Raw genomic sequence first — 22,950 nt, 5'->3', positions numbered from 1 at the left:
GCGGGCGTGGGCGCCACGCCCGCGGGCGGCGTAGCCGGGCCGCCGGTTCAGGGACCGGAGCCGGGCTGTCGAGTCAGGCCGCGGACGGGCGGCGGGCCCGCGAGCGGCGTTGGAACGGCAGGTAGCGCTGCGGCAGGTGAGCACGCGCAGGCAGGTCGGTCGGCTCCACCGCCAGGATGCGGTCGAAGCGGAACGCCCTGATCGAGCGGCGCATGCGGCACCAGCCCACCAGATACCAGAACTCGCCGTGGACCAGGCAGGTCACCGGCTCGACGTCGCGGACCGTCATCCGGCCCGCCGCGTCGTGATACTGGATGCGGATCACCAGGCGGGCGGTGATCGCGTTGGCCACCGCCCGCGCCCGGCGGGCGACGTCGGTGGGCAGCGGAGTGGTCAGGGTGGTCAGGGTCGTGGCGATGACGTCGTCGTCCAGATCGAGGTGCTCGAAAGCGTGGCGCAGACCGCGCCGGGCGGTGACCGACTGCGGGCCGGCACCGAGGTGAGCGAGCGACAGGGCGAGGGCGGCGAGTTCCTCGGCGGTCAGCGAGTGCCGAATGACGTTGGCCATAGTTCGACAATAGCGACGAGCACTGACATTTTTCCGAACGCGTGCTCGGTAACGGCGCTAGGGTGGCCTGTCCTTCCGGCCACCGTTTTCTGTCCGGGACGCCCGACCGCCTGCGGAGGAAACCGGTCGTCCCCGCCCGCTGTCGTCACCGCGCCGTGCATCCGCCCGCTGTCGTCACCGCGCCGCGCATCCGCCCGCCCGTGGCCTACGACCACGGCCGCATCCTGGCGTGCAATCCCCTTGCCGTGCCATACGACTCGTCACATCGCGGCGCGCATCCGCCCGGCGAGCCCCACGGCCACGGCCACGGCCACCCTCCCGGCGTGCATCCCCTCGCCGGGCCGTACGGTCCTGGTGACGTGAAGGCCGACGACGGCGAAGACCGGCGTGATGGCGGCCTGTTCGCCGCCTGCGCCCGGTCCGGCACGGCTTCCACACGGCCCCGCATCACCTGTGGGCGGCCCGGCAACGGCGGTGAACCATGAGCGCCGGACGGCTTCGCGGTGGTCGTGGGCGGACGACGCTCTGAAACTTTCAGAGACCGGGCTCCACCCGGAAATCACCATGAGCGGGGCATTCGAAACATTTCGCCGAATCGTGCCTGAAATCTCTGCGATCATCCGCTGCATATCGGATTTCGGTTATCCGGGCGGGCCGGCGGTGCGTTTCGGGCCCCCGGCTCGGCGCATTTTCAGCCGACCCGACATTCCGGACTTCCGAAAACTCCGGAGATTGACCGTTCCTGGGGGAGATGGTGCATTCGTTGTTGAAATGAGGGAGAAGGGACACCAATGTTCGCTGCGAATCCAGCCCGGAGAGTGCTCGCGCTCGGTGCGGCGCTCGTGACCACCGGCGTGCTGAGCCTCGCGCTCGCGCCCAGCCCCGCCATGGCCGACACCGTCACGCTGAACGCCACAGTGGACTGCCTCAACTACAACAGCTTCGGGGACACCAGGGACTGGTACCCCATCTCCGTCGTAGGGGTGCCCTACAGCAGCCTGGTCGCGGTCCCGGCCACGCACGCGTGGCAGTTCACGAAGACGCTGCCCAGCGGGACGACGTCCGTCAGCGTCTCCGCCATATGCAGTGAGGGCCATTCGTACGACTTCGCCGGCACCGCCGGCAGCGTCAGCATCCCCGCGGGAACCACCACCGTGACCGCCACCTGGGGCTGCACGACGGCCCCGGTCTATCCCGGTCCGTGGATGACCAACTGCAGCGTGCAGACGGTTTCCTACAGCTGACGGCAGGAGAACGTGGGGCCGCCTCCTCGGAGGCGGCCCCACGCGTTTCCCGGGTCTAGCGGGAGAGCTGGGACAGGTCGCGGGACGCGCCGGTCGAGGCCGACGTGGTCAGCGCGGCGTACGCCTGGAGGGCGGCCGACACCGGACGCTGCCGGTCGCGCGGCCGGTAGCCGCCGAGGTCGGCCAGCAGCCGCTCGCGGCGGGCGGCCAGCACGTCCTCGGCCACCCTGAGCTCGATCGAACGGCCCGGGATGTCGATGTCGATGATGTCGCCGTCCTCGATCAGGGCCATCGCGCCGCCCTCGGCGGCCTCGGGGGAGGCGTGGCCGATCGACAGGCCCGACGTGCCGCCGGAGAAGCGGCCGTCGGTGATCAGCGCGCACGCCTTGCCCAGGCCCTTGCCCTTGAGGAAGCTCGTCGGGTAGAGCATCTCCTGCATCCCGGGGCCGCCCTTGGGGCCCTCGTAGCGGATGACGACCACGTCGCCGGCCTTGACCTTGCCGCCGAGGATGCCCTCGGAGGCCGCCTCCTGCGACTCGAACACGACCGCCGGGCCCGAGAAGCGCCAGATCGACTCGTCCACGCCGGCCGTCTTGACCACGCAGCCGTCCTGGGCGATGTTCCCGTACAGGACGGCGAGGCCGCCGTCCTTTGTGTACGCGTGGTCGAGGTCGCGGATGCAGCCCTCGGCGCGGTCGAGGTCGAGCGACTCCCAGCGGGCGTCCTGCGAGTACGCCTTGACGGTGCGCACGTTGCCGGGGGCGGCGTGCCACAGCTCCAAAGCCTCGTCGGTGACCTCGGGGGACTTCGGGTCCCACTTGGCGATGTACTCCGCGATGGAGGCGGAGTGGACGGTCGGCAGGTCGCGGTGGAGCAGGCCGGCCCGGTCGAGCTCACCGAGGATGCCGGGGATGCCGCCCGCCCGGTGCACGTCCTCGACGTGGTACTTCATCGTGGCCGGGGCGACCTTGCACAGGCACGGCACGCGCAGCGAGATCTCGTTGATCTCCTTGAGCCCGAAGTCGACGCCCGCCTCGCGGGCGGCGGCCAGGATGTGGAGGATCGTGTTGGTCGATCCGCCCATGGCGACGTCGAGCGCCATCGCGTTCTCGAACGCCTCGCGGGTGGCGATGCTCCTCGGCAGGACCGCCTCGTCGTCCTCCTCGTAGTAACGCCGGGTGATGTCGACGATCTGCCGTCCGGCGTCCTCGAAAAGGGCCTTGCGGGCCTTGTGGGTCGCCAGCGTGGTGCCGTTGCCGGGCAGGGCCAGGCCGATCGCCTCGGCGAGGCAGTTCATGGAGTTGGCGGTGAACATGCCGCTGCAGGACCCGCAGGTCGGGCAGGCGTTCTCCTCCATCGCCAGGAGGTCGGCGTCCGACACGCTCTCGTCGGCCGAAGCGATCATCGGGTCGATCAGGTCGAGCTTGCGGCCGGGGATCTTGCCGGCCTCCATCGGGCCGCCGGACACGAAGATCGTGGGGATGTTGAGCCGGAAGGCGGCGAGCAGCATCCCGGGCGTGATCTTGTCGCAGTTGGAGACGCAGACCAGCGCGTCGGCGCAGTGGGCGTTGACCATGTATTCGACGGCGTCGGCGATCAGCTCGCGGGACGGCAGCGAGTAGAGCATGCCGCCGTGGCCCATCGCGATGCCGTCGTCGACGGCGATCGTGTTGAACTCGCGCGGGACGGCCCCCGCCTCGCGGACCGCGCCGGCCACCACGTCGGCGACCTCGCGCAGGTGCACGTGGCCGGGCACGAACTGGGTGAAGCTGTTGGCGATCGCGACGATCGGCTTGCCGAGGTCGCTGCCCGCTACGCCCGTGGCCCGAAGCAGCGCACGGGCGCCGGCCATGTTCCTGCCGTGAGTGACAGTGCGGGACCTGAGAGCGGGCATCGAGGGACCCCCATCCGGAGACTACTGAGTCTTCAAATGGTACGACCACTGCCCGGCTGCCGAGACCCGCTGTCCACGAGTCGGGACGTGTCCCCCCGGAAACCGGCTCGCTCCGGGGTGCCGCGCTCTCGCCGCGCCGCACTCGCGACGCGCTCTACCTGGGATGCCGCGCTTCGCTCGCGACGCGCTCTACCTGGGGTGCCGCGCTTTACTCGGGGTAGCGTGCGGGCAGCACGCGTTCGGCGGCCCGGTAGATCGCGTCGATCTCCGATGTGGTTAGCGACCTCTCCCGCTTGGTGATCCACTTGCGGACCAGCCCGCCGGAGAAAACGTCCACCTCGCGGATGTTGAGGATGCGCCACGGGATCGGCGGACCGTAGATGGCCAGGGACGGCACCACGGTGATCTCCCGGCCGAGCGCCTTGCTGATCAGGTCGCTGGCCTGCGCCGCCTCCCACCGGGCCTCGTCGAGCCGCGGCTTCTGGTTGAACGGGCCGTGGAAGAGCTTGCGGTGCGACTGGACCCGTACGGGCAGCCGTTTGTCCCACTTCTCCGAGTCCACCGCGTACACGCCGGTGGGCCCGACCACGAGGTGGTCGATCTGCGCCTCGCTGCCGGGGATGGCCCGGGCGTGCAGCGTTTTATATCCGTTGCGCTCCAGCTTCTTGAGCTGGGCCTCCGTCTGCCGCTCGGCCGCGGAGGCGCGCCGCCACGCGGGGATGGTGGAGACGGTCCTCGCCCGATAGACGGCGTCGGCGACGCACGCGAGGATGGCCGCGGTGAGCCCGAGCCGCCAGCTGCCGAAGAGCACGCCGAACACCACGCCCGCCGCGACGGCGATCACGGCCCGCCTGCGCAGGTGGCGATATCGCGTGTCCTGCCACAGGCTGATCAGCGACGTTCGCTCGACCGGAGCGTACGTCGGAGTCGCCGGCGCCTCAGGGGGCGCCGAAGGGCGTTCCGCCTGCTCTGACGATTGGTCACCCACCCATATAGGTGACGTATCGTGACCGTCTTCTGGCGCTAGACCGGTATCCACATCACTCACGGTAGTTGAGCCGTCAGCGGCTTGCCTAGTGTTGGATGGTTCATACTTTTGTGGCCTGCTTGAGCTGATTCGTTGCTCGGAAGTGCGGGTATCTTCTCTAGATATCCGCGGCCCAGAGGCCTACCGTTCGGTAGCGTGGCGCACATTCACGATCTTACCGCTCTTGAGCAGGCGGCAGCCGTACGTACGGGTGAACTTTCTCCTGTTCAGATCACCGAGCACTACCTGGAGCGCATCGAGCGGCTCGACCCCGGCCTGGGGGCGTTCGTCACGGTGACGGCCGACCGGGCCCTCGCCCAGGCACGCGAGCAGGAGGCCCGGCTGGCCGCCGGCGACACCGGGGACCTGCCCCCGCTGCTGGGCGTGCCCATCCCGATCAAGGACCTCAACTTCGTCAAGGACGTGCCGCTGCACTTCGGTTCGGCCACGTACGAGGGGTTCGTCGCACCCGCGGACGACAGCGTGGTCGAGCGCCTGCGAGACGCCGGCACGGTCATGCTGGGCAAGACCAGCACCCCCGAGTTCGGCATGCCCTGCTACACCGAGACCTACCTGCACGAGCCGGCCCGTACGCCGTGGGACATCACGCGGTCGGCCGGAGGGTCGAGCGGGGGAGCGGCGGCCGCCGTCGCGGCCGGACTCGCGCCCGCCGCGCAGGGCAGCGACGGCGCGGGCTCGATCCGCATCCCCGCCTCCGTCTGCGGCCTGTTCGGCATCAAGCCGAGCCGGGGCCGCATCTCCGCGGGCCCGATCATCCCCGACCTCGCGGGGCTGTCGACCAACGGGCCGCTGGCCAGGAACGTCGCCGACGCCGCCGCGCTGCTGGACGTCATGGCCCACAACAACCCCGGGGACCTCTACCACGCGCCGGCGCCCGAGCTCGGGTCGTTCTCGGCCTACGTCGGGCGCGAGCCGGGGCGACTGCGGATCGCCAGGTTCGCCACCCCCGCCGTGCCCGGCGCGGAGGTCCACCCCGACGTGCTGGCGGCGTACGAGAGCGCTTCGGCGGTGCTGGAGTCGCTCGGCCACGAGGTGGAGGAGATCGCGCCGCCGTTCGGCCCGGACGTGGTGCCCGAGTTCGTCAAGATGTGGTTCAGCTTCTCGTGCATGCACCCCGTGGCGGAGGAGCTGGAGCCGAAGCTGCGCCCGCTCACCGCGTGGCTGCGCGAGCGCGGCCGCGCCGTCTCGGCCCCGGAGTTCCTCCAGGCGCAGGGGACGCTCCAGCTCGCCACCCGCTTCGCGCTGCTCGTCACCGACGCGTACGACGCGGTGCTGTCGCCGACCGTGACCCAGCCGCCCGTGCCGGTGGGCTGGTTCGAGGACGTCGAGTCGCCCGAGGAGACGTTCGAGCGGATGATGCGCTTCGCACCCTTCGCGGCCATCTACAACGTGAGCGGCCAGCCCGCGGTGAACCTCCCGCTCTACTGGACGCCCGACGGCCTGCCCATCGGCGTCATGCTGGCGGGCAGGTTCGGCGAGGAGGGGACGCTCATCTCGCTGTCGTCCCAGGTGGAGGCGTCCGTCGGTGGATTCTGGGGCGACCGCAGGCCGCCGATGTGGTGACGCGGTCAGTCCTTAAGGAGGTTCACGATGTGGGCGGCGACGTCGGCGAGCAGTGTGGCCGGCCGCACCGGCGCCGCCGCCACGGCGGAGAACAGCGAGGGTAACCCCGGCAGCGGGAAGCCGTCGTCGGCGGTGACGGCGGCGGCCGCCTCGTGCTTGGCCAGCGCGGCGCGGCTGCGCTCCCACGCCTCCAGCACCTCCTCCGGCGACGGCACGCCGAAGCCGTGGCCGACCGGGGCCGCGTGGCGCAGCCGTACGAGCGGGGTGTCGGCGAACGTCAGCGCGATCCGGCAGCGGGCGGACAGGTCGTCGAGGTCCGGCACCCAGTCGAGGGCGGAGCAGGGGGTGCGGCACCGGCCCGCGCAGGTGGCGAGCGCGCCCGCCACCTGGCTGTGCTGCCGGTCGAAGTAGGCCCGCCAGCCGGGTGGCGGCTCCACGGCCACCCGCAGGGTCCGCTCGGCCGCCGACCGCTCCGCCCTGGTGTGATCGCAGTCCCGGTCGGGCATGGCCCCGAACCGGCTGCCGGGAGCGCGCAGGCCCTCCGGCCACCGGGCCGGGTCGCCCGCGTGTCCGAGTGCGGGCTCGAAGGCGAGCAGCGGAAGATACTCGCTGCAGATGTGCACGGCCGCGATCATCGAGCTGAGCTCGCGCCGCCTCCAGCGGGCCTCGACGACCTCCAGGAGCAGTGCGTACGCCGGCCGCAGCGAGTCGAGCGCGCCGCGCGGCTGCTCCCGGGGCGTCTGCGGCATGTGGCACGCGCGGGCGCGCCTGCGCAGGTCGGCGGGCACCGTCTGGGCGTCGATCACGGTGTGGAAGTCCTCCGCGTCGAGCGTGAGCAACCGCTGGCCGAACTCGCAGACCGACGCGACCAGGGCCGCCTGGTCCCCATCTCCGAGCACGGCCGGCGCGAGCGCGCCGACGTCACCGAACGAGTACCTCCCGGCCAGGGCGATCAACAGGTCGTGGGCTGAGTGCACCCGACGACCTTACTCAGGGCGCCGGGGGGCATCGGCCCCGCCGTCCTCGGCCCGGAAGGCGCGCGCGGGGCGGTCGGGCAGGATGCGCACCTCGCCGAGGTTCTCCGGCGCGTCCACCAGGTGCTCACCGGTGTCGTCGTAGGAGGCCCGCAGCCGGGAGTCCTCGATCACGTCGATCCGCCTGATCCAGCCGAGCCTGCGCCCCGCCACGGCCCGCACCGTGTCGCCCTCCCGCAGACGGCGCCACAGGTCCTCGCTCAGGCACATCGCCCTGACGTCGCGGGAGCCTCCCTCGTCGATGGCGCACCAGTAGGTCCACTTGGCGGTGTCGTCCCCCTTGCTGCCGTCGCGGAATCGGCGCAGCCGTACGATCCGGCCCTCGACGGTCGCCGCGCCGCCGAGGTCGCCGATCGCGTAGACGACCGGCAGGCCCGCTACCACCAGGCCCACGGCGAGGGCGGCGGGCAGGACCAGACCGTCCGGCCACACGCCGAACGCGGCGGCGGCCACCAGGAGGATCCAGGTGAAGAACCCGGCGAACCAGCCGGCCGCGAGACCCCGTACGATCGTCGTCCCCGGCGGCCGGCCCCACAGCAGGCGCGAGGGATAGCGGACGTTCACGACGTGCCACATCCCGCCATAGTCGGACCAGGCCCGGTTGTCGTCGGCGGGGGTGCTGACCGGGAGGTTCCCGACGGCACGCGGCGCGAGCCCGAGCGCGGCGGCGTACGCGAGGTGGCGGCCCCAGATCGTGACCGAGGCGGCGGGCTGCTCGGCGAACCGTCCCGTCGCCCGCAGGTGCTCGCGGACGCCCAGCCAGTGCGCGGCGGCCGCGGCCCCCTCGGCCGTGCCGCGCTCCCCGTTCAGCCTGCCCATCAACATCACGAGCAGGGCGAAGGACACGATCGCCGCTCCGGGCCCGCCGTTGTGGTCCGCACCGGCGTCGCCGGCACCGGCCGCGATGCCGATCGCCGCGGCGGGGACCACCGCCGCCGCGCCGAGGAGCAGCGCGTGGCCCCGGCTCCAGCGCGGCCGTGACAGGCCCTGCTCCCGCGCCTCGACGATCACCTTCCTGCGGAAGCTCTTCCACCACCGGCGCAGGTCGCGCGAGCCCTCGGCCAGCGCTCCGGTCGCCACCACGCCGTCCACGGCCAGCGCGCGCACGTGGTCGTAGACGAGCCGCTCGTACGGCCGCAGGCCGCCGGGGTCCTTGCGCAGCCGTACGAGGGACAGCTCGGGGCCGATCTCCTCGACGGCCACGACGCCCCTGGCGGCCAGGTCGAGCAGGGTGGCGGAGGCCGCCTCGTCGCACAGCCGCCAGCCGCCGGTGATCAGGTCGACCACCGCGGGGGAGTGCTTCGCGAGCACTCCGGTGGCCGGGCCCGGCTCGACGTCCGGGTTTCTCGTCGCCGCGGCGAGCGCGAGCAGGAGCAGCAGCCACAGCCCGGTCGCGGCCGCCGCGGCCGCCCAGAAGGCCATGGTCAGAACCCGACCTGGACGGGGCCGCGCTCCTCGCCGGGCGCCTGGAAATACTCGCGGGGCGTGAAGCCGGTCATGCCCGCGACGAGGTTGGCGGGCACCGTCTGGATGGCGTTGTTGTAGGTCAGGACGGCGTCGTTGTAGTACTGCCGCGAGTAGGCGATCCGGTTCTCCGTGGTGGCCAGCTCCTCCTGGAGCTCGGCGAAGCCGGCGCTCGCCTTGAGGTCGGGATAGGCCTCGGCCACCGCGAAGAGGCTCTTCAGCGCGCCGGACAGCAGGTTTTCGGCCGCGGCCCGCTCCTCGGGGCCCTGTGCGCCGATGGCCTGCGAGCGTGCCGCGACGACGGCCTCCAGGGTCGCCCGCTCGTGGGCGGCGTAGCCCTTGACGGTCTCCACGAGGTTGGGGATCAGGTCGTAGCGCCGCCTGAGCTGCACGTCGATCTGCGCCCAGGCGTTGTCGACGTTGTTGCGGGCGCGTACGAGGCGGTTGTAGGCGGAGACGACCGTCGCGACGAGGACGGCCACGACGGCGAGGGCGACGAGCATAGGGATCATGGCGTTCACGGGCCTCCTGGACGGACGGTAGCCCGGCCCGTCCGCCCGGTGAAGGGCCCAAGCGAAGGTTCCGTCGAAGATCCTGTGAACGGCCCTTTCAGCGGCCCGGTGAGGGGCCCGGTGAGGGGCACGGTAAAGGGTCGTGAACGGTCCTGTGGACGCCGCGGCGAACGGTCCTGGCATCCCCATCGCACTCCCGGTGCCTTGCATCCGGCTTGCGGCCCGCTTTCACGCGCCCGCCACAGCCTCGCCGGCGCGCCCGCCACAGGCCCGCTTTCGCTCGCCGGCCACAGCCCAGCCGGCGCCCCCGCGCCACCCGGCCCGCGCCTCGCCTATGTGCGTCCGCGCCACAAGCGCGAGGCTTTTATGCGTCCGCGGCGACACGCCCACGCCATCCGCCCGCGCCTCGCCTCTGCGCTGGCCGCGCCACACGCCCGAGGCCCCTAGGGGTCCCGTGCGGCGACACGCCCGCCGCACGGGACCCCTGCTGCGCCCGCATGTCCTCTGATGCGCCCGAGGGCCCCGGCGGTGTGCCGGGGCCCTCGGGGTCGTGATCGTGCGGCCCGACGCCGGTCCGGTCAGGATCAGACCGGCATCAGGCCAGGATCAGCCAGCGGATCGGACAGGCGGATCAGGCGGCGGATCCGGCGGCGGCGTCCCGCTCCCGGGCGCGCAGCGCCCGGCTGACGCCGTCGGCGCCCTCCAGCAGCAGGCGCCGCAGCGCGTGCGGCGGCTGCGTGCTGCTGATGTACTCCTGCGTGCGGGCCACGGTCTCCGGCCTGATCAGCAGCGCGGGGTAGCAGCCGATGGCGAAGTTCTGCGCCATGTCGGAGGTCCACTCGCTCCAGATCCGCCCGACCTCCTCGAAGTAGCGGTCGGCGTACGGCTCCAGCAGCTCGGGGTGCTGCGGGTCCATGAAGCCGAGGATCGTGGCGCGCAGCAGCGCGCCGCTCAGCTTCCCGCCCACGATCGTCGCCCAGGTCTCGGCCTTGGCCTCCGGGGTCGGGATCGAGGCCCGGCTGGTGGCGGCCGAGCGCTCGCCGGTCGCCGTGGCGTCCCTGGCCAGCTCGGCGTCGATCTCCGCGGCGCCGAGGACGCCGCCGGACACGAGCGACTGGATGAGCGTCCAGCGCAGGTCGGCGTCGACGGCCAGGCCCTCGGGCACCGCGGTGCCGTCGAAGATGCCCTTGAGGAACGCCAGGTCCTCGGGTGAGACGGCGGTCGCCGCGAGGGCGTTGACGTAGGCGAGCTGGTGGTCCGAGCCCGGCTCGGCCGACGCGACGAGGCGGCGCAGCGCGCCGGCCAGCTCGTTCAGGCCGGTGGCCCGCCACGCCGGGTCGGCGTACTGCTGCACGGCCTGGCGGGCCTGGCGCAGCACGGTCTGCAGGACGGTGAGGTCGCGCACCGAGTCGATGCCGGAGACGACCAGCTTGACGTAGTCGCGGGTGGCCATCTCGGCGTCGCGCGTCATGTCCCAGGCGGCCGACCAGCACAGCGCGCGGGGCAGCGACTCGGCGAACGCGCTGATCCCGCCGTTCACGAGGGTCTGCAGCGACCGGTCGTCGAGGCGGATCTTCGCGTACGTGAGGTCGTCGTCGTTCACCAGCACGAGGTCGGGCTGGACCTCGCCGATCAGCTCGGGCACGGACGTCCGCGCGCCGACGATGTCGAGCTCGACCCGCTTGGTCCGGGTCAGCACGCCGTCGCGCAGGGAGTACAGGCCGATGGCGACGCGGTGCGAGCGCAGCGTCGGGTGCTCCTGCGTGGCCTCCTGCAGCACGTCGAAGCTCAGGAACCGGCCCTCGTCGTCGGTGGTGAACGACGAGCGCAGCGTGTTGACGCCCGAGGTCTCCAGCCACTCCTTCGACCAGGACGACAGGTCACGCCCGGAGGTGCGCTCCAGTGCCGACAGCAGGTCCTGCAGGGTGGTGTTCTTCCAGGCGTGCTCGTTGAAGTAGTCGCGCACCCCGGCGAGGAAGTTGTCGAGCCCCACGTACGCGACGAGCTGCTTGAGCACCGAGGCGCCCTTGGCGTACGTGATGCCGTCGAAGTTGACCTCGACGGCCTGCATGTCCGGGATGTCGGCGGCGATGGGGTGGGTGGAGGGCAGCTGGTCCTGCCGGTAGGCCCAGGCCTTCTCGACGTTGGCGAACGTCGTCCACGCGCCCTGACCCCACCGCGTGGCCTCGGCCTGGCACAGCACGGACATGTAGGTGGCGAACGACTCGTTCAGCCACAGGTCGTCCCACCAGCGCATGGTGACGAGGTCGCCGAACCACATGTGCGCCATCTCGTGCAGGATCGTCTCCGCGCGGCGCTCGATCAGCGCGTCGGTCACGCGCGAGCGGAAGACGTAGTCCTCCAGGAAGGTCACCGCGCCCGCGTTCTCCATGGCGCCCGCGTTGAACTCCGGCACGAACAGCTGGTCGTACTTGCCGAAGGGGTAGCGCAGCCCGAAGACGCGGTGGAAGAAGTCGAAGCCCTGCTTGGTGACCTCGAAGATGTTCTCGGGGTCGAGATACTGCGCGAGCGAGCGGCGCACGTAGATCCCGAGCGGGATCCCGTCGTGCTCGTCGCGCACGACCGCGTACGGCCCGGCGATGAGGGCCGTGATGTACGTCGACATGACGGGAGTCGGCGGGAAGTGCCAGCGCTTGGCCGCCTGCAGCGTGCCGTGCCGCCCCTGGTGCTCCTCCAGCGCCTCGACCGCGTCGGGGGCGGCGTTGGTTGGACACGACCTCCCAGTCGGCGGGGGCGAGGACGGTCAGCTCGAAGGTCGCCTTGAGGTCCGGCTGGTCGAAGCAGGCGTACATGCGGTGCGCGTCGGCCGTCTCGAACTGGCTGTGCAGGTAGACCTGCTGGTCGACAGGGTCGACGAAGCGGTGCAGGCCCTCGCCGGTGCGCATGTAGGAGCAGTCGGCGTCCACGCGCAGCTCGTTCTGCGCGGCGAGCCCCGGCAGCGGGATGCGGCCCTTCTCGGCGTCGTAGGTGCCGGCGTCCAGCTCCCGGCCGTTGAGCACGACCTTCCGCACGTGCGCGCCGTGGAGGTCGATGAACGTGTCCGCCCCCTCACGGTCCGACGTGAAGCGGACCGTCGTGATGCTCTCGAACCGCTCCTCGCCCTCGGTCAGGTCGAGCTCGACCTGGTAGGACTGGACGGTGAGCAACCGAGCACGCTCCCGAGCCTCGTCCCGTGTCAGATTCCCTGCCACACCCGCTCCTCATCGCATGATCAACGCCCCCGGCCCCCGCCGCCCCGTCGCGGCAGGGATTGCATGAATCCTGCCACGCCGCGGCGACAAGGCGGATTCGAGATCGCTCCTACCTGGAATAGGAGATTTCCTGCCCGGGTTGACGACCGAGGGAACCATAGTCCGTACGAGAGGGTGTCACAGTGTCCGACCGAAAGCTTGTCGATTTCTGGTTCGACCCCGCCTGCCCCTGGGCGTGGATCACTTCGCGCTGGATCCACGAGGTCACCGCGCTCCGTCCCATCGACGTGCGCTGGCACATCATGAGCCTGGCCGTGCTGAACGAGGACAAGGACATCCCCGCCGACTACGCCGAGCGGGTCAAGCAGACGCTCGGCGCGGTGCGAGTGCTGGCCGCCGCCAAGGACAAGTACGGCGAGGAGGTGCTCGGCACCCTCTACACCGAGCTCGGCAGGCGCTTCCACGACGAGGGACGCGACCGCGGCCTGGACACGATCGCCGAGGCTCTCACCGCCGCCGGGCTCGACCCCGCGCTGGCGGCCGCGCACGACTCGGACGAGTACGACGAGGAGATCCGGCGCTCGCACGGTGAGGGCATCGACCTGGTCGGCCAGGAGGTCGGCACCCCCGTCATCGCCGTCGAGGGCACGGCGTTCTTCGGCCCCGTCGTCTCGCCCATCCCGAGGGGCGAGGCCGCCGCGCGCCTGTGGGACGGCGTTCTGCTCGTCGCCGGCACCGACGGCTTCTTCGAGCTGAAGAGGTCGAGGACCCGCGACCCGATCTTCACCTGAGACTTCACAGGCTCCTTCACCCTCGCGAGAATCCGCTGGAAAGGTTTCGGCCGGAAGACTCGCCATCTGACAGCCGAGGCGCAAGGATGAGTGACATGCGTCACCTCTACGTGAATGGAGCCTGGGTCCCGTCCGCCTCGCGCGAGGCCGTCGACGTCGTCAATCCCGCGACCGAGGAGGTCGTGGACCGGGTGCCCGCCGGGGCACCCGCCGACGTCGAGTCCGCCGTCGCCGCCGCCCGTGCCGCCTTCCCGTCGTGGTCGGCCCTGGAACCGGCCGAACGCGCCGCGTTCCTCGGGGCGGCGGCCGGGCTGCTGCAGGAACGCGCGCAGGAGATCGCGGCCACGATCGCCACCGACATGGGCGCCCCGCTAACGCTCGCGCTGAAGGTGCAGACGCTGATGCCGGCCGAGGTGCTGGCCTCCTACGCCGACCTCGCCAAACGGTACGAGTTCGACGCCGGCCGCGTGGGCAACTCGCTCGTCGTGCGGGAGCCCGTCGGCGTGGTCGGCGCGATCACGCCGTGGAACTACCCGCTCCACCAGGTGGTGTGCAAGGTGGCTCCGGCCCTCGCGGCCGGGTGCACCGTCGTGCTCAAGCCGAGCGAGGTCGCGCCTCTCGCGGCGTACGCGCTGGCCGGCATCTTCCACGAGATCGGGCTGCCGCCCGGCGTGTTCAACATGGTCAGCGGCCACGGTCCGGTGGTCGGCGAGGCCATCGCCGCCCACCCGGACGTCGACATGGTCTCGTTCACCGGGTCGACCAGGGCGGGCCGCCGGGTCGCGGCCCTCGCGGCCGAGACGGTCAAGCGGGTGGCGCTGGAGCTGGGCGGCAAGTCGGCGAACATCATCCTGCCCGACGCCGACCTGGAGAAGGCGGTCAAGAGCGGCGTCGCGGGGGCCTACCTCAACTCGGGCCAGACCTGTTCCGCGCTGACCCGGATGCTCGTCCACTGGGACCAGTACGACGACGCCGTGGGGCTGGCCGTGCAGGCGGCCGGCGCCTACGTCCCCGGCGACCCGTTCGCCGAGGGCACACGGCTGGGGCCCCTGGTGTCCGCCGCCCAGCGTGACCGGGTCGTCAAGTACATCAACCGCGGCCAGGAGGAGGGCGCCCGCCTCGTGCTCGGCGGCACCGACAACCCCATGGAGCGCGGCTACTACGTCGAGCCCGCGATCTTCGCGGGCGTCTCGCCGGGCATGGCCATCGAGCAGGAGGAGATCTTCGGCCCGGTGCTGTCGATCATCCCGTTCTCCTCGGAGGACGAGGCGGTCGAGATCGCCAACGGCACGCCGTACGGGCTGTCGGGGGCGGTCTGGGCGGGCACCGAGGGCAGGGCGCTCGCGGTCGCCCGCCGCCTGCGCACCGGGCAGGTGTCGGTCAACGGCGGCCGGTTCAACACGATGGCGCCGTTCGGCGGCTACAAGCACTCCGGGATCGGCCGCGAGCTGGGCGAGTTCGGCCTCGAGGAGTTCCTGGAGATCAAGGCCATCCTGATGTAGGACGTCAGGGCGTCTGCAGCAGGATCTTGCGGCGCTCGTCCTTGCCCAGCCGGTCGACGTACAGCATGCCTTCGAGGTGGTCGAACTCGTGCTGGAAGCACCGGGCGAGCATGCCGCGGGCCTTCAGGGAGACGGGCCGGCCGAGCTTGTCGACCCCGCGCAGGGTGACCCCGGCGGCGCGGGGGGTCGGGGCGTACAGCGGCCTGCCGGTCTCCTTGCCGGGCACCGACAGGCAGCCCTCCTCCTCGATGACCGGCTCGGAGTCGTCGATCGTCAGCTCCGGGTTGATCACGTGTCCCTTGCGGTTGCTGATGTCGTAGACGAACAGCCGCAGGCCCACGCCGATCTGCGGCCCCGCGAGCCCGACACCGTCGGACTGGTACATGACGGCGAACATCTCGTCGATCAGCCGGCGCAGCTCGCGGTCGAAGTCCGTCACGGGTTCGGCGGGGGTACGCAGGACCGGGTCGCCGACATACCGAAGCTCGTGCATGACACTCCTGTCAGGCCGGAGGGTGTAAGGGACGCAGGCCCATATCGGCTATTACTCTAGTGGAGCCCGGGGTCGTCCCCGCCAGAGCCTTTCTGGGAAACTTGTGCCGTGCGTGTCTACATCGGTGCCGACCATGCCGGCTACGAGCTCAAGAATCATCTGGTCGCCTGGCTCAAGGAGCAGGGCCACGAGGTGGAGGACTGTGGTCCCCACGTCTACGACGCGGAGGACGACTATCCGCCGTTCGTGCTGCGCGCCGCGCAGGGCGTGGCCGGCGACCCTGGCAGCCTCGGGGTGGTGATCGGCGGCTCGGGGAACGGCGAGCAGATCGCCGCCAACAAGGTGCGGGGGGTGCGCGCGGCCCTCGCCTGGAACGAGGAAACGGCGAAGCTCGCCCGCGAGCACAACGACGCCAACGTGATCAGCCTGGGCGCCCGGCAGCACACGCCGGAGGAGGCCACCAGGTTCGTCGCGATCTTCCTGGCCACGCCGTTCTCCGGGGCCGAGCGACACGCCCGGCGGATCCGGCAGCTGGCCGAATACGAGGCCACCGGCGAACTGCCGCCGCTGCCCGCCTGAGCGCCTCCAGCGCCGTACGTCTAGCGAGCGTCCCTGTCCCGGCCCCGGCGGGGTTCCCGCCGGGGTGTCTCGTCGCGCAGCGGCCGCTGGTCGGCGGCCTCCTGCTGCTCGGGCGTCGGCCGGGACACGTCACGGGCCCGCATGGCCGTGATCGCGGTGATCTGCAAACTCTGCAGCGCCATGCCTCGAAGCCTACGCGGTCGCGGCGGCCCTGCGGAGATCAGAACACCCGGCAGCCCCAGGGAGCCGGGTCCCACATCATGGCGGCCGACAGCTCGCGCAGCGCTCCCGGCCGGTGCTCGCGCACCAGCCCGGCGTCCGCCGCCGCCCGCAGGGGCCGCCCGCCGAGGTAGGCCGCGCCCAGCACGTCGACCGGCAGCGTGAGGTCGGCGGGCGCGTCCGTCGGTTCGCACGATCCCTTGTCGGTGACGAGGCGCAGGCGGCCGGCGTTCCACGGGCAGATCTCGTCCACGACCTCCAGGACCAGGTCGGCGGGGGCCGCGTACGCGCGGGCGGCCAGGGCCCGGTCGACGTCGACGAGGCGGATCCACAGGTCGTCGAACCAGATCGCGTTGAGCCGGCGGGGATCGGCCAGCAGGTGCATGATCGGGTCGTCCACCGGCCGCCGCCCGGCGTGGACGACCGCGCACAGGTCGCGGTCGAGGACGCCGCGCCAGACCAGCGCGTACGCCGCGGGATCGGTGGCCATCAGCTCCAGGAGCCGGACCTCTCCTTCCGGCACGGAGTGCTCGCTCCACCTGCCCCTCGCCCGGAACAGCGCGTAGCCGCGCGCTCCCGTCGCGTCCTCGGCGACGAGGCAGCGCAGCGGGCCCATCCCGCCCCGGTCGTGCTCGGTGTCCGGGAGGATCTCATTGCGCCAGAACCCGCCGGACCTCCCGTACAGGCCGGGACGGCCCGGCCGTACGGCGTCGTAGACCCGCTGAAGGGCGGGCAGCGCGTCCGCAGGCGGGACCAGGCGCAGACGCAGCGCCGGATCGGTGGGAGCCGAGCGCGTGAAGGCCGAGTCGTGGGTGGGGATGCGGAAGGACAAGGTGTCTGCGGCCCTGCCATACCCGAAGCGTCCGTAGATGCCGGCTTCGCTGGCGTAGAGCGCGGCGACGGCCTCACGCCCGTTCTCGTGCAGGTCGTGCAACTGCCGGGTCATGAGGGCGGTCAGCACGCCGCGGCGGCGATGCGAGGGGAGCACGCCCACCGACGTGACGCCGGCCACGGGGATCGGCCCGCCCGGCACGGTCATGGAGAAGGACAGGATCTGCGCGCCGCCGACCGCGAGGTCACCGTCGAAGGCCGCGATCGTGCGGTCGATCTCCGCGAGCTCCCGCCAGCGCTCGCGGATCTCAGAAGGATAGGAGGAGTTGAACGCCTCGAACAGGACGTCCGAGTAGGCCGGCCATTCGGAATCCGTGATGGCGCGCACGGTGAGGCTCATCGTCTCACCGTAGAAGCCGGCCGCCGCGCGAGGCGAGCCAATATCCGTGCCGGATGATCTAGACGTTGGTCAAGCAGGTATCGCTACCTGGGATGTCCGGATACAGTCGAGGCCATCATGAATTCCCGTCCGGCGCCGCTGATCCCTCCTCGGCTGCGCGCGCTCCTGGCGCGTGTGCCACTCCTGGTGCCGTTGGTCCGCTTCGTCAGGAAGGTGTGGTCGAAGGACCGCTACCTTCTCATCGCTCTCGTCACGCTCACCGTCGTGGTCGGCGTGCTCGACGCGGACGTGTCGGCGTACTGGTTCTCGCCCTCGCTGCTGATCCTCTTCACGCTGATCGGCGGCCTCCAGCTCCGGCTGCGCAGTCTCGCGCTCCTGCTGTGCGTGGTCGTCGCGGCCCTGACGTACATGGGCCCGGTCAGGGGGGTGCTCAGCGTCGGCCCCGGCCTGCTCATCACGATGGCCTTCACGGCAGCGCTCGCCTGGACGATGGCGCGGACGCGGGGCAAGCTCGGCGTCCAGGGCCTGCGCGGCGACGCGATGCTGCTGGAGCTGCGCGACCGGCTCAAGCGGCAGAGCGAGCTGCCGCCGCTGCCCAAGGACTGGGGCGGCAAGGTGGTGCTGAAGCAGGCCGGGGGATCGTCGTTCGGCGGCGACTTCGTCGTCTCGATGCGGGAGGGCGACCGGGTTCAGCTGGCGGTCGTCGATGTTTCCGGCAAGGGCGTGGACGCGGGAACCCGCGCGCTCATGCTGTCGGGCACCTTCGGCGGCCTGCTCGGCTCGGTGGACGACTTCCTCGCGGCGTGCAACTCCTACCTGCACCGCCAGCTCGGCGACGAGGGGTTCGTCACGGCCGTGCACCTGGAGCTCGACCTGTCCACGGGGGAGTACACGATCACCTCGGCGGGGCACCCGCCCGTGGTCCGGTTCGACTCCGGGTCGGGCACGTGGCGGGTCTCCACGGCGAAGGGCGTCGTGCTCGGCGTGGTGCCCGATCTCGCCTGCGAGACCGACAGCGGCGTGCTGCGCAAGGGCGACGCGCTCATGCTGTTCACCGACGGGCTGATCGAGCAGCCGGGCAGGGACATCGACGCCGGGCTCGACCGGTTGCTCGGCGAGGCCGAGCGGCTGCTGCCGTCGGGATTCCGCGACAAGGCCCGGCAGCTCGTGCAGGCGATGTCCTCCGGCCACAACGACGACTGCGCGCTCGTCCTGATCTGGCGCCCCTGAGCCGCCTACAGCCAGCCGGAGTCGGTGGCGATCCGTATGGCGTCGACGCGGTTGCGCGCTCCGGTCTTGACGAGGATGCGCGAGAGGTGGTTGCGCACGGTGCCGACGGACAGGCCCAGCTCGGCCGCGATGTCCTTCGAGCGCCCGCCGCCCGCCGCGAGCCGCAGCACCTCGTGCTCCCTCGGCGTCAGCGGGCAGTCGGCGGCCTCCAGCGCGGCGACGGCGAGCTCGGAGTCGACGACCCGGCGTCCGGCGACCATCCGGCGGATGCCGTCGGCCAGATGCTCGGGGGCCACCTCGATGCCCAGGTAGCCGAGGACGCCCGCCGCGAAGGCCCGCTTGATGTGCCCCGGGCTGGGCTGCGCCGACAGCAGCATCACGCGGCAGCGCGGGGCCTTCTCTCCCAGCCGCGCGGCGGCCGTGAGCCCGTCCACCCCGGGGAGGTCGGCGTCGACCACGGCGGCGTCCGGCCGTACGTCGAGTGCCGCGGGCACGATGTCCTCGCCCGACCCGACGTCCGCGACCACCCGCAGGTCGTCCTCCCCATCGAGGGACGCGACCAGGCCGCGCCGTACCAACGGAAGGTGTTCGGCCACCAGGATCCGGATCAAGATGCTCCCCTCTTGACGTCTTTCACAGGGTGATCGCCCAACTGCGTACTGTCAACGAAGTGTCCCCAACCGGTCACACACGGGCAAGCCGAACCGGCGCCGGAAAAGTCTTCGCCCTCGTGCGGGTGGGCTACGCTCGAAGGGTGCTTCGTCTGCCAGAGCACCTTCTCCGATTCGGGGGTACGCGCTGATGAGCTGGCTCTTCGCGGCCGGATTCGTGATCCTCTTCGTCGGTCTGCTGGTCTCGATCGCCCTTCACGAGATCGGGCACCTCGTGCCCGCCAAGCTCTTCGGCGTACGCGTGACCCAGTACATGGTCGGCTTCGGGCCCACCATGTGGTCGCGCAAGCGGGGCGAGACCGAATACGGCGTGAAGTGGGTGCCGCTCGGCGGCTACATCCGCATGATCGGCATGCTGCCGCCGCGTGCGTCCGACGAGCCCGGCAAGCTGCGCAGCGTCTCCACCGGTCCCTGGCAGGGCCTGATCGAGAACGCGCGGGCGGTCGCGTCCGAGGAGATCCGGCCGGGCGACGAGGGCCGGGTTTTTTATCGCAAGCCCTGGTGGCAGAAGGTCATCATCATGACCGGCGGCCCGGCGATGAACTTCGTGCTCGCGTTCGTGCTGTTCGCGGTCGTGATGATGGGCTTCGGCGTCCGTGAGCTGACGCCCGTCGTGGCCTCGGTGTCCAAGTGCGCCATCCCGGCGGCCGAGGCGGACCACCGGGACTGCCGCGACAGCGACCCGCTGACGCCCGCCGCCAAGGCCGGTCTGCGGCCCGGAGACCACATCGTCGCCATCGGCGGCACGCCGGTCACCGACTGGGAGGCCGCGCAGCGCCTGATCCGGGAGCACGGCGCGGGGGTGACCACGCTCGGCATCGAGCGGGGCGGGCAGCGGACCGACCTCCAGGTCGACCTGATCGCGCAGGACATGCCCTCGCTCACCGACCCGGACAAGATCGAGAAGAACGTCGGCTTCCTGGGAGTGAGCCCGACCACCGTCGTGGTGAAGAAGGGCCCCGGTTATGTCGTCGGGCAGATGTGGGAGCTGACCGAGCGCACCGCCGTCGCTATGGTCAACATCCCCAAGAAGATGGTCGGCGTGTGGAACGCCGCGTTCTCGGGGGAGAAGCGCGACCCGAACGGGCCGATCGGCATCGTCGGGGCGGGCCGCATCGGCGGTGAGATCGCCGCCTCCGACCTCTCGGTCGAGAACAAGATCGAAATCTTCATCAACCTGCTCGCCGGGCTGAACCTCGCCGTGGGCATGTTCAACCTGATCCCGCTGCTGCCGCTGGACGGCGGCCATATCGCCGGCGGGCTCTGGGAGGGCGTCAAGCGGGCGTTCGCGCGGGTGCGCCGCAGGCCCGTCCCCGGTTATGTGGATGTGGCCAAGGCGCTCCCGCTGACGTACGTCATGGCGGCCCTGCTGGTCGTCATGGGCGGCCTGCTCATCTACGCCGACCTCGTCAACCCGGTCCGCCTGTCCGGCTGAGGGAGGCCACTCGCCGTCGGGGGCTACTCGCCCGTCACGCCGTCGACGCGCTCGCGCAGCAGATCGGCGTGGCCGTTGTGGCGGGCGTACTCCTCGATCATGTGGCACATGATCCACCGCAGCGAGTAGTGGACGCCGTCACGAGTGGACGCCTTCGTCATGGCGTCCAGGTCGGCGCAGGCCTCCTCGGCCGCCCGCGCCTGCTCGATCTCCGCCTGCCAGGTCGCGAAGGCCTCCTCGGCCGACGCGGTGTCCACATTGTCGAACTCGCCGTCCGGGTCGTCGGCACTGAAGTAGATGCCGCCAAGATCCTCGCCGTTCAGCCGCCTCCGGAACCAGGCCCGCTCGACGTCGGCCATGTGCCGTACGAGGCCGAGCAGCGACATGCTGGAGGGCGGCACCGAGCGCAGCCGCAACTGCTCCTCGGTGAGGCCCCGGCACTTCACGGCGAGGGTGTCACGGTGCCAGTCCAGCCAGGCGCGCAGCATCTCGCGCTCTCCCGCGACGACGGGGGGATCGATACGTGTGTCGGTCATCCCGGCATCCTCCCCCGGACTCGGCGCGTAGTCACCCCGATTAGCGGGCGGAGGCACCCGGCGGTTCTGCCCGTCCCGGCACCCCCCTCCTGAGCGCGGTTCATGACGTAGCCGAAGGCCGGGCCGCACGCCGGGCCTGCGCCCGACGGGAGGCCGAACCCGGCCGTCTTGACTCGGATTCGGACAGGTAATTGATCAGACTTGTGTAATTGTGGCGAATGTGATCAAAATCAGTTCAGCCTTCAACTACTTGGTTGAAGCGTCACACCGTACGGATGAGGAGAGGCATGAAGCGCACCATCTCCGTTCTCACCGTCGCCGCCGGCGTTCTCGGCGTCACGCTCACCGGCGCCGGCCCCGCGCTCGCGGACACCTCCGCAGTGGACTGCTCCACGGGCGGGTACACCTACGTCGTCAACAAATACGTCCCCACCAACGTCGAGTCGCCGGCGGTGGACAATCGCCTCTACAACATCGCCGGTCCGACGGCGTACACGCACGAGGTCTGCCTCGACATCCCCGACAACGAGACGTTCACGATCGAGGTCCGGATCGGGCCCACGGGGTCACAGCAGGTCATCGTGGACGACCGGCCCGGGGACAAGATCTTCCGCTTCTCGCCCGGCACCAACACCTTCTGGCAGGTCTACGGCACGCTGACCGGGCCCGGCAGCACCTACCTCTACTACACCTGGCACGAGAAGCAGATCCCGGCCTGACCCGGAGCGGGCCGGCCGCCTCGCTCGCCGAGGTGGCCGGCCCACCCCGCGAGTGCCCTGGCAGGTCAGTACATCGAGATGTGTACGTGGTCGTAGTGGTTGGCGGTGATTCCGCCGCGGTCGGACATGAGCCGCCAGCCGGGACGGCCGAGGTTGTAGATGCGCTGCTGCCAGATCACGTACATGACGCCGAGCTTGGGGCCGTTCTTGATGGCCCAGTCGGCCAGGCTGTCGCCGAGCGCCTTCATCTCGGGGGAGGGCATGGCGCCGCCCGAGCTCATCATGAAGTCGCAGGCGCGCCCGAGAGGATGCTCGCCGCTGTTCTCCGCCCGGTAGCAGCCCACCGGGAACCGCAGGCTGAAGTGGTTTTCGACCTCGGTGCGCATGAACCTCATCCGGGGCGTGATGTTGTCGGCACCGCTGGGCAGCTCCGGTGCCCACGACCCACCCGGGAGCTTTCCCGGCGCGATCGGGATCAGCGCGTCGAGCTTGTCCTTGATCTCGTCGATGAGGTCCTCGGCGTCCTTGCGCTGTACGGCGACCGCCTCGGCCTGCGCCTTCAGTTGCGCGGTCAGCGTCTTGGCGGCGTCCGCGGCCTGCTGCCGGGCGTCGCGGACCCGGTCGAAGTGCGCGAGCCGGGCGGCCTGTTCCTCTTTGAGCTGGTAGTTGAGCGCGGCGGTGTTCATGTCGGGCAGCGCCATCGCGCTTTCGGTCTGGTAGCGCAGCCCGGCCATCTGCCGTACGGCGTCGCTGGCGGCCTGGTAGTCGGCCTGGGCCCTGGCCAGCCGGTCGCGAGCCGCCTTCTCCTCCTCACGGGCCTTGGCGAGGGCGACACGCTTGGCGTTGTAGTCGGCGATCAGCCGGTTGACCTTCTGCCGCAGGTCCGACAGCTCCTTCTTGAGCTGTTTCTCCGTCGGTTTGGGCTCGGCGACGCCCGGCGCCGCCGTACCGAACACGAGGACGGCGGAGGCGAGCACGCCGACAGCCAGGGGGAATGCGCGGGGC

At 71.0% G+C, this 22,950-nt stretch carries 21 protein-coding genes and 1 pseudogene; 9 read left to right on the top strand and 13 right to left on the bottom strand.

All coding sequences use genetic code 11. From position 1 onward, the window contains the following. Positions 1-73: 73 nt before the first annotated feature. Positions 74-568 carry a YafY family protein gene (locus tag FLV34_RS18420; RefSeq protein WP_142650139.1) on the bottom strand — a complete coding sequence of 165 codons (495 nt, stop codon included), beginning with the start codon at positions 566-568 and terminating at the stop codon, positions 74-76. A 155-nt stretch (positions 569-723) separates the two neighbouring features. Here FLV34_RS18420 and FLV34_RS18415 point away from each other — a divergent pair, with 155 nt between their 5' ends. After that, positions 724-1,053, top strand: coding sequence for a hypothetical protein (locus FLV34_RS18415; RefSeq protein ID WP_147943656.1), 330 nt, complete (start codon positions 724-726; stop codon positions 1,051-1,053). 306 nt (positions 1,054-1,359) lie between these two features. Next, on the top strand, positions 1,360-1,812 hold the full coding sequence (locus tag FLV34_RS18410) for a hypothetical protein (protein ID WP_142650140.1): 453 nt from the start codon (positions 1,360-1,362) through the stop codon (positions 1,810-1,812). A gap of 55 nt (positions 1,813-1,867) precedes the next feature. Here the strand turns inward: FLV34_RS18410 and ilvD are convergent, their stop codons facing one another. Both ilvD and FLV34_RS18400 read right to left on the bottom strand, forming a co-directional pair. Then, positions 1,868-3,706 carry a dihydroxy-acid dehydratase gene (ilvD, locus tag FLV34_RS18405; protein ID WP_142650141.1) on the bottom strand — a complete coding sequence of 613 codons (1,839 nt, stop codon included), beginning with the start codon at positions 3,704-3,706 and terminating at the stop codon, positions 1,868-1,870. A gap of 208 nt (positions 3,707-3,914) precedes the next feature. Continuing rightward, a complete protein-coding gene (locus tag FLV34_RS18400; RefSeq protein WP_260617411.1) occupies positions 3,915-4,694 on the bottom strand; it encodes a nuclease-related domain-containing protein in 780 nt (259 codons plus the stop codon). A 195-nt stretch (positions 4,695-4,889) separates the two neighbouring features. Here FLV34_RS18400 and FLV34_RS18395 point away from each other — a divergent pair, with 195 nt between their 5' ends. Next, on the top strand, positions 4,890-6,317 hold the full coding sequence (locus FLV34_RS18395; RefSeq protein ID WP_142650143.1) for an amidase: 1,428 nt from the start codon (positions 4,890-4,892) through the stop codon (positions 6,315-6,317). Positions 6,318-6,322: 5 nt separating this feature from the next. On the opposite strand, the gene FLV34_RS18390 is transcribed toward FLV34_RS18395, so the two are convergent. The 4 genes and pseudogenes from FLV34_RS18390 to pepN all read right to left on the bottom strand — a co-directional run bounded on the left by FLV34_RS18390 (position 6,323) and on the right by pepN (position 12,539). Continuing rightward, positions 6,323-7,294: a hypothetical protein gene (locus FLV34_RS18390; protein ID WP_142650144.1), complete on the bottom strand. Its 972-nt coding sequence runs from the start codon at positions 7,292-7,294 to the stop codon at positions 6,323-6,325. Positions 7,295-7,303: 9 nt separating this feature from the next. Beyond that, complete coding sequence (locus FLV34_RS18385) at positions 7,304-8,773, bottom strand: DUF2207 domain-containing protein (RefSeq protein WP_147943655.1); 1,470 nt, start codon at positions 8,771-8,773, stop codon at positions 7,304-7,306. Between the two features lie 2 nt (positions 8,774-8,775). Further along, on the bottom strand, positions 8,776-9,327 hold the full coding sequence (locus FLV34_RS18380) for a LemA family protein (RefSeq protein ID WP_142650146.1): 552 nt from the start codon (positions 9,325-9,327) through the stop codon (positions 8,776-8,778). A 631-nt stretch (positions 9,328-9,958) separates the two neighbouring features. Next, positions 9,959-12,539, bottom strand: a pseudogene (pepN, locus tag FLV34_RS18375) (aminopeptidase N). Between the two features lie 182 nt (positions 12,540-12,721). Between pepN and FLV34_RS18370 the strand changes: the two are divergent. Further along, positions 12,722-13,330 carry a DsbA family protein gene (locus tag FLV34_RS18370; protein WP_147943654.1) on the top strand — a complete coding sequence of 203 codons (609 nt, stop codon included), beginning with the start codon at positions 12,722-12,724 and terminating at the stop codon, positions 13,328-13,330. A gap of 95 nt (positions 13,331-13,425) precedes the next feature. Next, the gene (locus FLV34_RS18365; RefSeq protein ID WP_142650179.1) at positions 13,426-14,832 is read left to right on the top strand and encodes an aldehyde dehydrogenase family protein; all 1,407 of its coding nucleotides are present in this window, start codon (positions 13,426-13,428) and stop codon (positions 14,830-14,832) included. 4 nt (positions 14,833-14,836) lie between these two features. Here FLV34_RS18365 and def read toward each other — a convergent pair whose 3' ends face one another. After that, positions 14,837-15,325, bottom strand: a complete 489-nt coding sequence (gene def, locus FLV34_RS18360; protein ID WP_142650149.1) for a peptide deformylase — start codon at positions 15,323-15,325, stop codon at positions 14,837-14,839. Between the two features lie 108 nt (positions 15,326-15,433). Here def and FLV34_RS18355 point away from each other — a divergent pair, with 108 nt between their 5' ends. Next, the gene (locus FLV34_RS18355) at positions 15,434-15,904 is read left to right on the top strand and encodes a ribose-5-phosphate isomerase (RefSeq protein WP_142650150.1); all 471 of its coding nucleotides are present in this window, start codon (positions 15,434-15,436) and stop codon (positions 15,902-15,904) included. Between the two features lie 20 nt (positions 15,905-15,924). On the opposite strand, the gene FLV34_RS40525 is transcribed toward FLV34_RS18355, so the two are convergent. Further along, positions 15,925-16,086, bottom strand: coding sequence for a hypothetical protein (locus FLV34_RS40525; RefSeq protein WP_168066293.1), 162 nt, complete (start codon positions 16,084-16,086; stop codon positions 15,925-15,927). Positions 16,087-16,124: 38 nt separating this feature from the next. Next, entirely contained in the window at positions 16,125-17,354 is a 1,230-nt protein-coding gene (locus FLV34_RS18350) for a GNAT family N-acetyltransferase (RefSeq protein WP_142650151.1), read from the bottom strand. A gap of 117 nt (positions 17,355-17,471) precedes the next feature. On the opposite strand from FLV34_RS18350, the gene FLV34_RS18345 reads away from it, so the two are divergent. Beyond that, positions 17,472-18,584, top strand: coding sequence for a PP2C family protein-serine/threonine phosphatase (locus FLV34_RS18345; protein ID WP_142650152.1), 1,113 nt, complete (start codon positions 17,472-17,474; stop codon positions 18,582-18,584). 5 nt (positions 18,585-18,589) lie between these two features. Here the strand turns inward: FLV34_RS18345 and FLV34_RS18340 are convergent, their stop codons facing one another. After that, the gene (locus FLV34_RS18340) at positions 18,590-19,195 is read right to left on the bottom strand and encodes a response regulator transcription factor (protein WP_142650153.1); all 606 of its coding nucleotides are present in this window, start codon (positions 19,193-19,195) and stop codon (positions 18,590-18,592) included. A 190-nt stretch (positions 19,196-19,385) separates the two neighbouring features. Here FLV34_RS18340 and FLV34_RS18335 point away from each other — a divergent pair, with 190 nt between their 5' ends. Continuing rightward, positions 19,386-20,690, top strand: coding sequence for an RIP metalloprotease (locus tag FLV34_RS18335; RefSeq protein ID WP_142650154.1), 1,305 nt, complete (start codon positions 19,386-19,388; stop codon positions 20,688-20,690). Positions 20,691-20,713: 23 nt separating this feature from the next. Here FLV34_RS18335 and FLV34_RS18330 read toward each other — a convergent pair whose 3' ends face one another. After that, positions 20,714-21,226: a DinB family protein gene (locus tag FLV34_RS18330; protein WP_142650155.1), complete on the bottom strand. Its 513-nt coding sequence runs from the start codon at positions 21,224-21,226 to the stop codon at positions 20,714-20,716. A gap of 287 nt (positions 21,227-21,513) precedes the next feature. Between FLV34_RS18330 and FLV34_RS18325 the strand changes: the two genes are divergently transcribed. After that, positions 21,514-21,945, top strand: coding sequence for a hypothetical protein (locus FLV34_RS18325; RefSeq protein WP_142650156.1), 432 nt, complete (start codon positions 21,514-21,516; stop codon positions 21,943-21,945). A gap of 65 nt (positions 21,946-22,010) precedes the next feature. On the opposite strand, the gene FLV34_RS18320 is transcribed toward FLV34_RS18325, so the two are convergent. Continuing rightward, the gene (locus FLV34_RS18320) at positions 22,011-22,922 is read right to left on the bottom strand and encodes a hypothetical protein (RefSeq protein WP_260617412.1); all 912 of its coding nucleotides are present in this window, start codon (positions 22,920-22,922) and stop codon (positions 22,011-22,013) included. Positions 22,923-22,950: the final 28 nt, after the last annotated feature.

Source organism: Microbispora sp. CSR-4 (genome assembly GCF_008033685.1).
Lineage (GTDB): Bacteria > Actinomycetota > Actinomycetes > Streptosporangiales > Streptosporangiaceae > Microbispora.
This window is presented reverse-complemented; position numbering and strand designations above follow the sequence as displayed.

Excerpts from the sequence above, each read along its gene's own strand:
- FLV34_RS18420 (WP_142650139.1), bottom strand. The coding sequence starts at position 568 with ATGGCCAACGTCATTCGGCACTCGCTGACCGCCGAGGAACTCGCCGCC.
- FLV34_RS18410 (WP_142650140.1), top strand. The coding sequence starts at position 1,360 with ATGTTCGCTGCGAATCCAGCCCGGAGAGTGCTCGCGCTCGGTGCGGCG.
- ilvD (WP_142650141.1), bottom strand. The coding sequence starts at position 3,706 with ATGCCCGCTCTCAGGTCCCGCACTGTCACTCACGGCAGGAACATGGCC.
- FLV34_RS18385 (WP_147943655.1), bottom strand. The coding sequence starts at position 8,773 with ATGGCCTTCTGGGCGGCCGCGGCGGCCGCGACCGGGCTGTGGCTGCTG.
- FLV34_RS18380 (WP_142650146.1), bottom strand. The coding sequence starts at position 9,327 with ATGATCCCTATGCTCGTCGCCCTCGCCGTCGTGGCCGTCCTCGTCGCG.
- FLV34_RS18365 (WP_142650179.1), top strand. The coding sequence starts at position 13,426 with ATGCGTCACCTCTACGTGAATGGAGCCTGGGTCCCGTCCGCCTCGCGC.
- def (WP_142650149.1), bottom strand. The coding sequence starts at position 15,325 with ATGCACGAGCTTCGGTATGTCGGCGACCCGGTCCTGCGTACCCCCGCC.
- FLV34_RS40525 (WP_168066293.1), bottom strand. The coding sequence starts at position 16,086 with ATGGCGCTGCAGAGTTTGCAGATCACCGCGATCACGGCCATGCGGGCC.
- FLV34_RS18350 (WP_142650151.1), bottom strand. The coding sequence starts at position 17,354 with ATGAGCCTCACCGTGCGCGCCATCACGGATTCCGAATGGCCGGCCTAC.
- FLV34_RS18345 (WP_142650152.1), top strand. The coding sequence starts at position 17,472 with ATGAATTCCCGTCCGGCGCCGCTGATCCCTCCTCGGCTGCGCGCGCTC.
- FLV34_RS18335 (WP_142650154.1), top strand. The coding sequence starts at position 19,386 with ATGAGCTGGCTCTTCGCGGCCGGATTCGTGATCCTCTTCGTCGGTCTG.
- FLV34_RS18330 (WP_142650155.1), bottom strand. The coding sequence starts at position 21,226 with ATGACCGACACACGTATCGATCCCCCCGTCGTCGCGGGAGAGCGCGAG.
- FLV34_RS18325 (WP_142650156.1), top strand. The coding sequence starts at position 21,514 with ATGAAGCGCACCATCTCCGTTCTCACCGTCGCCGCCGGCGTTCTCGGC.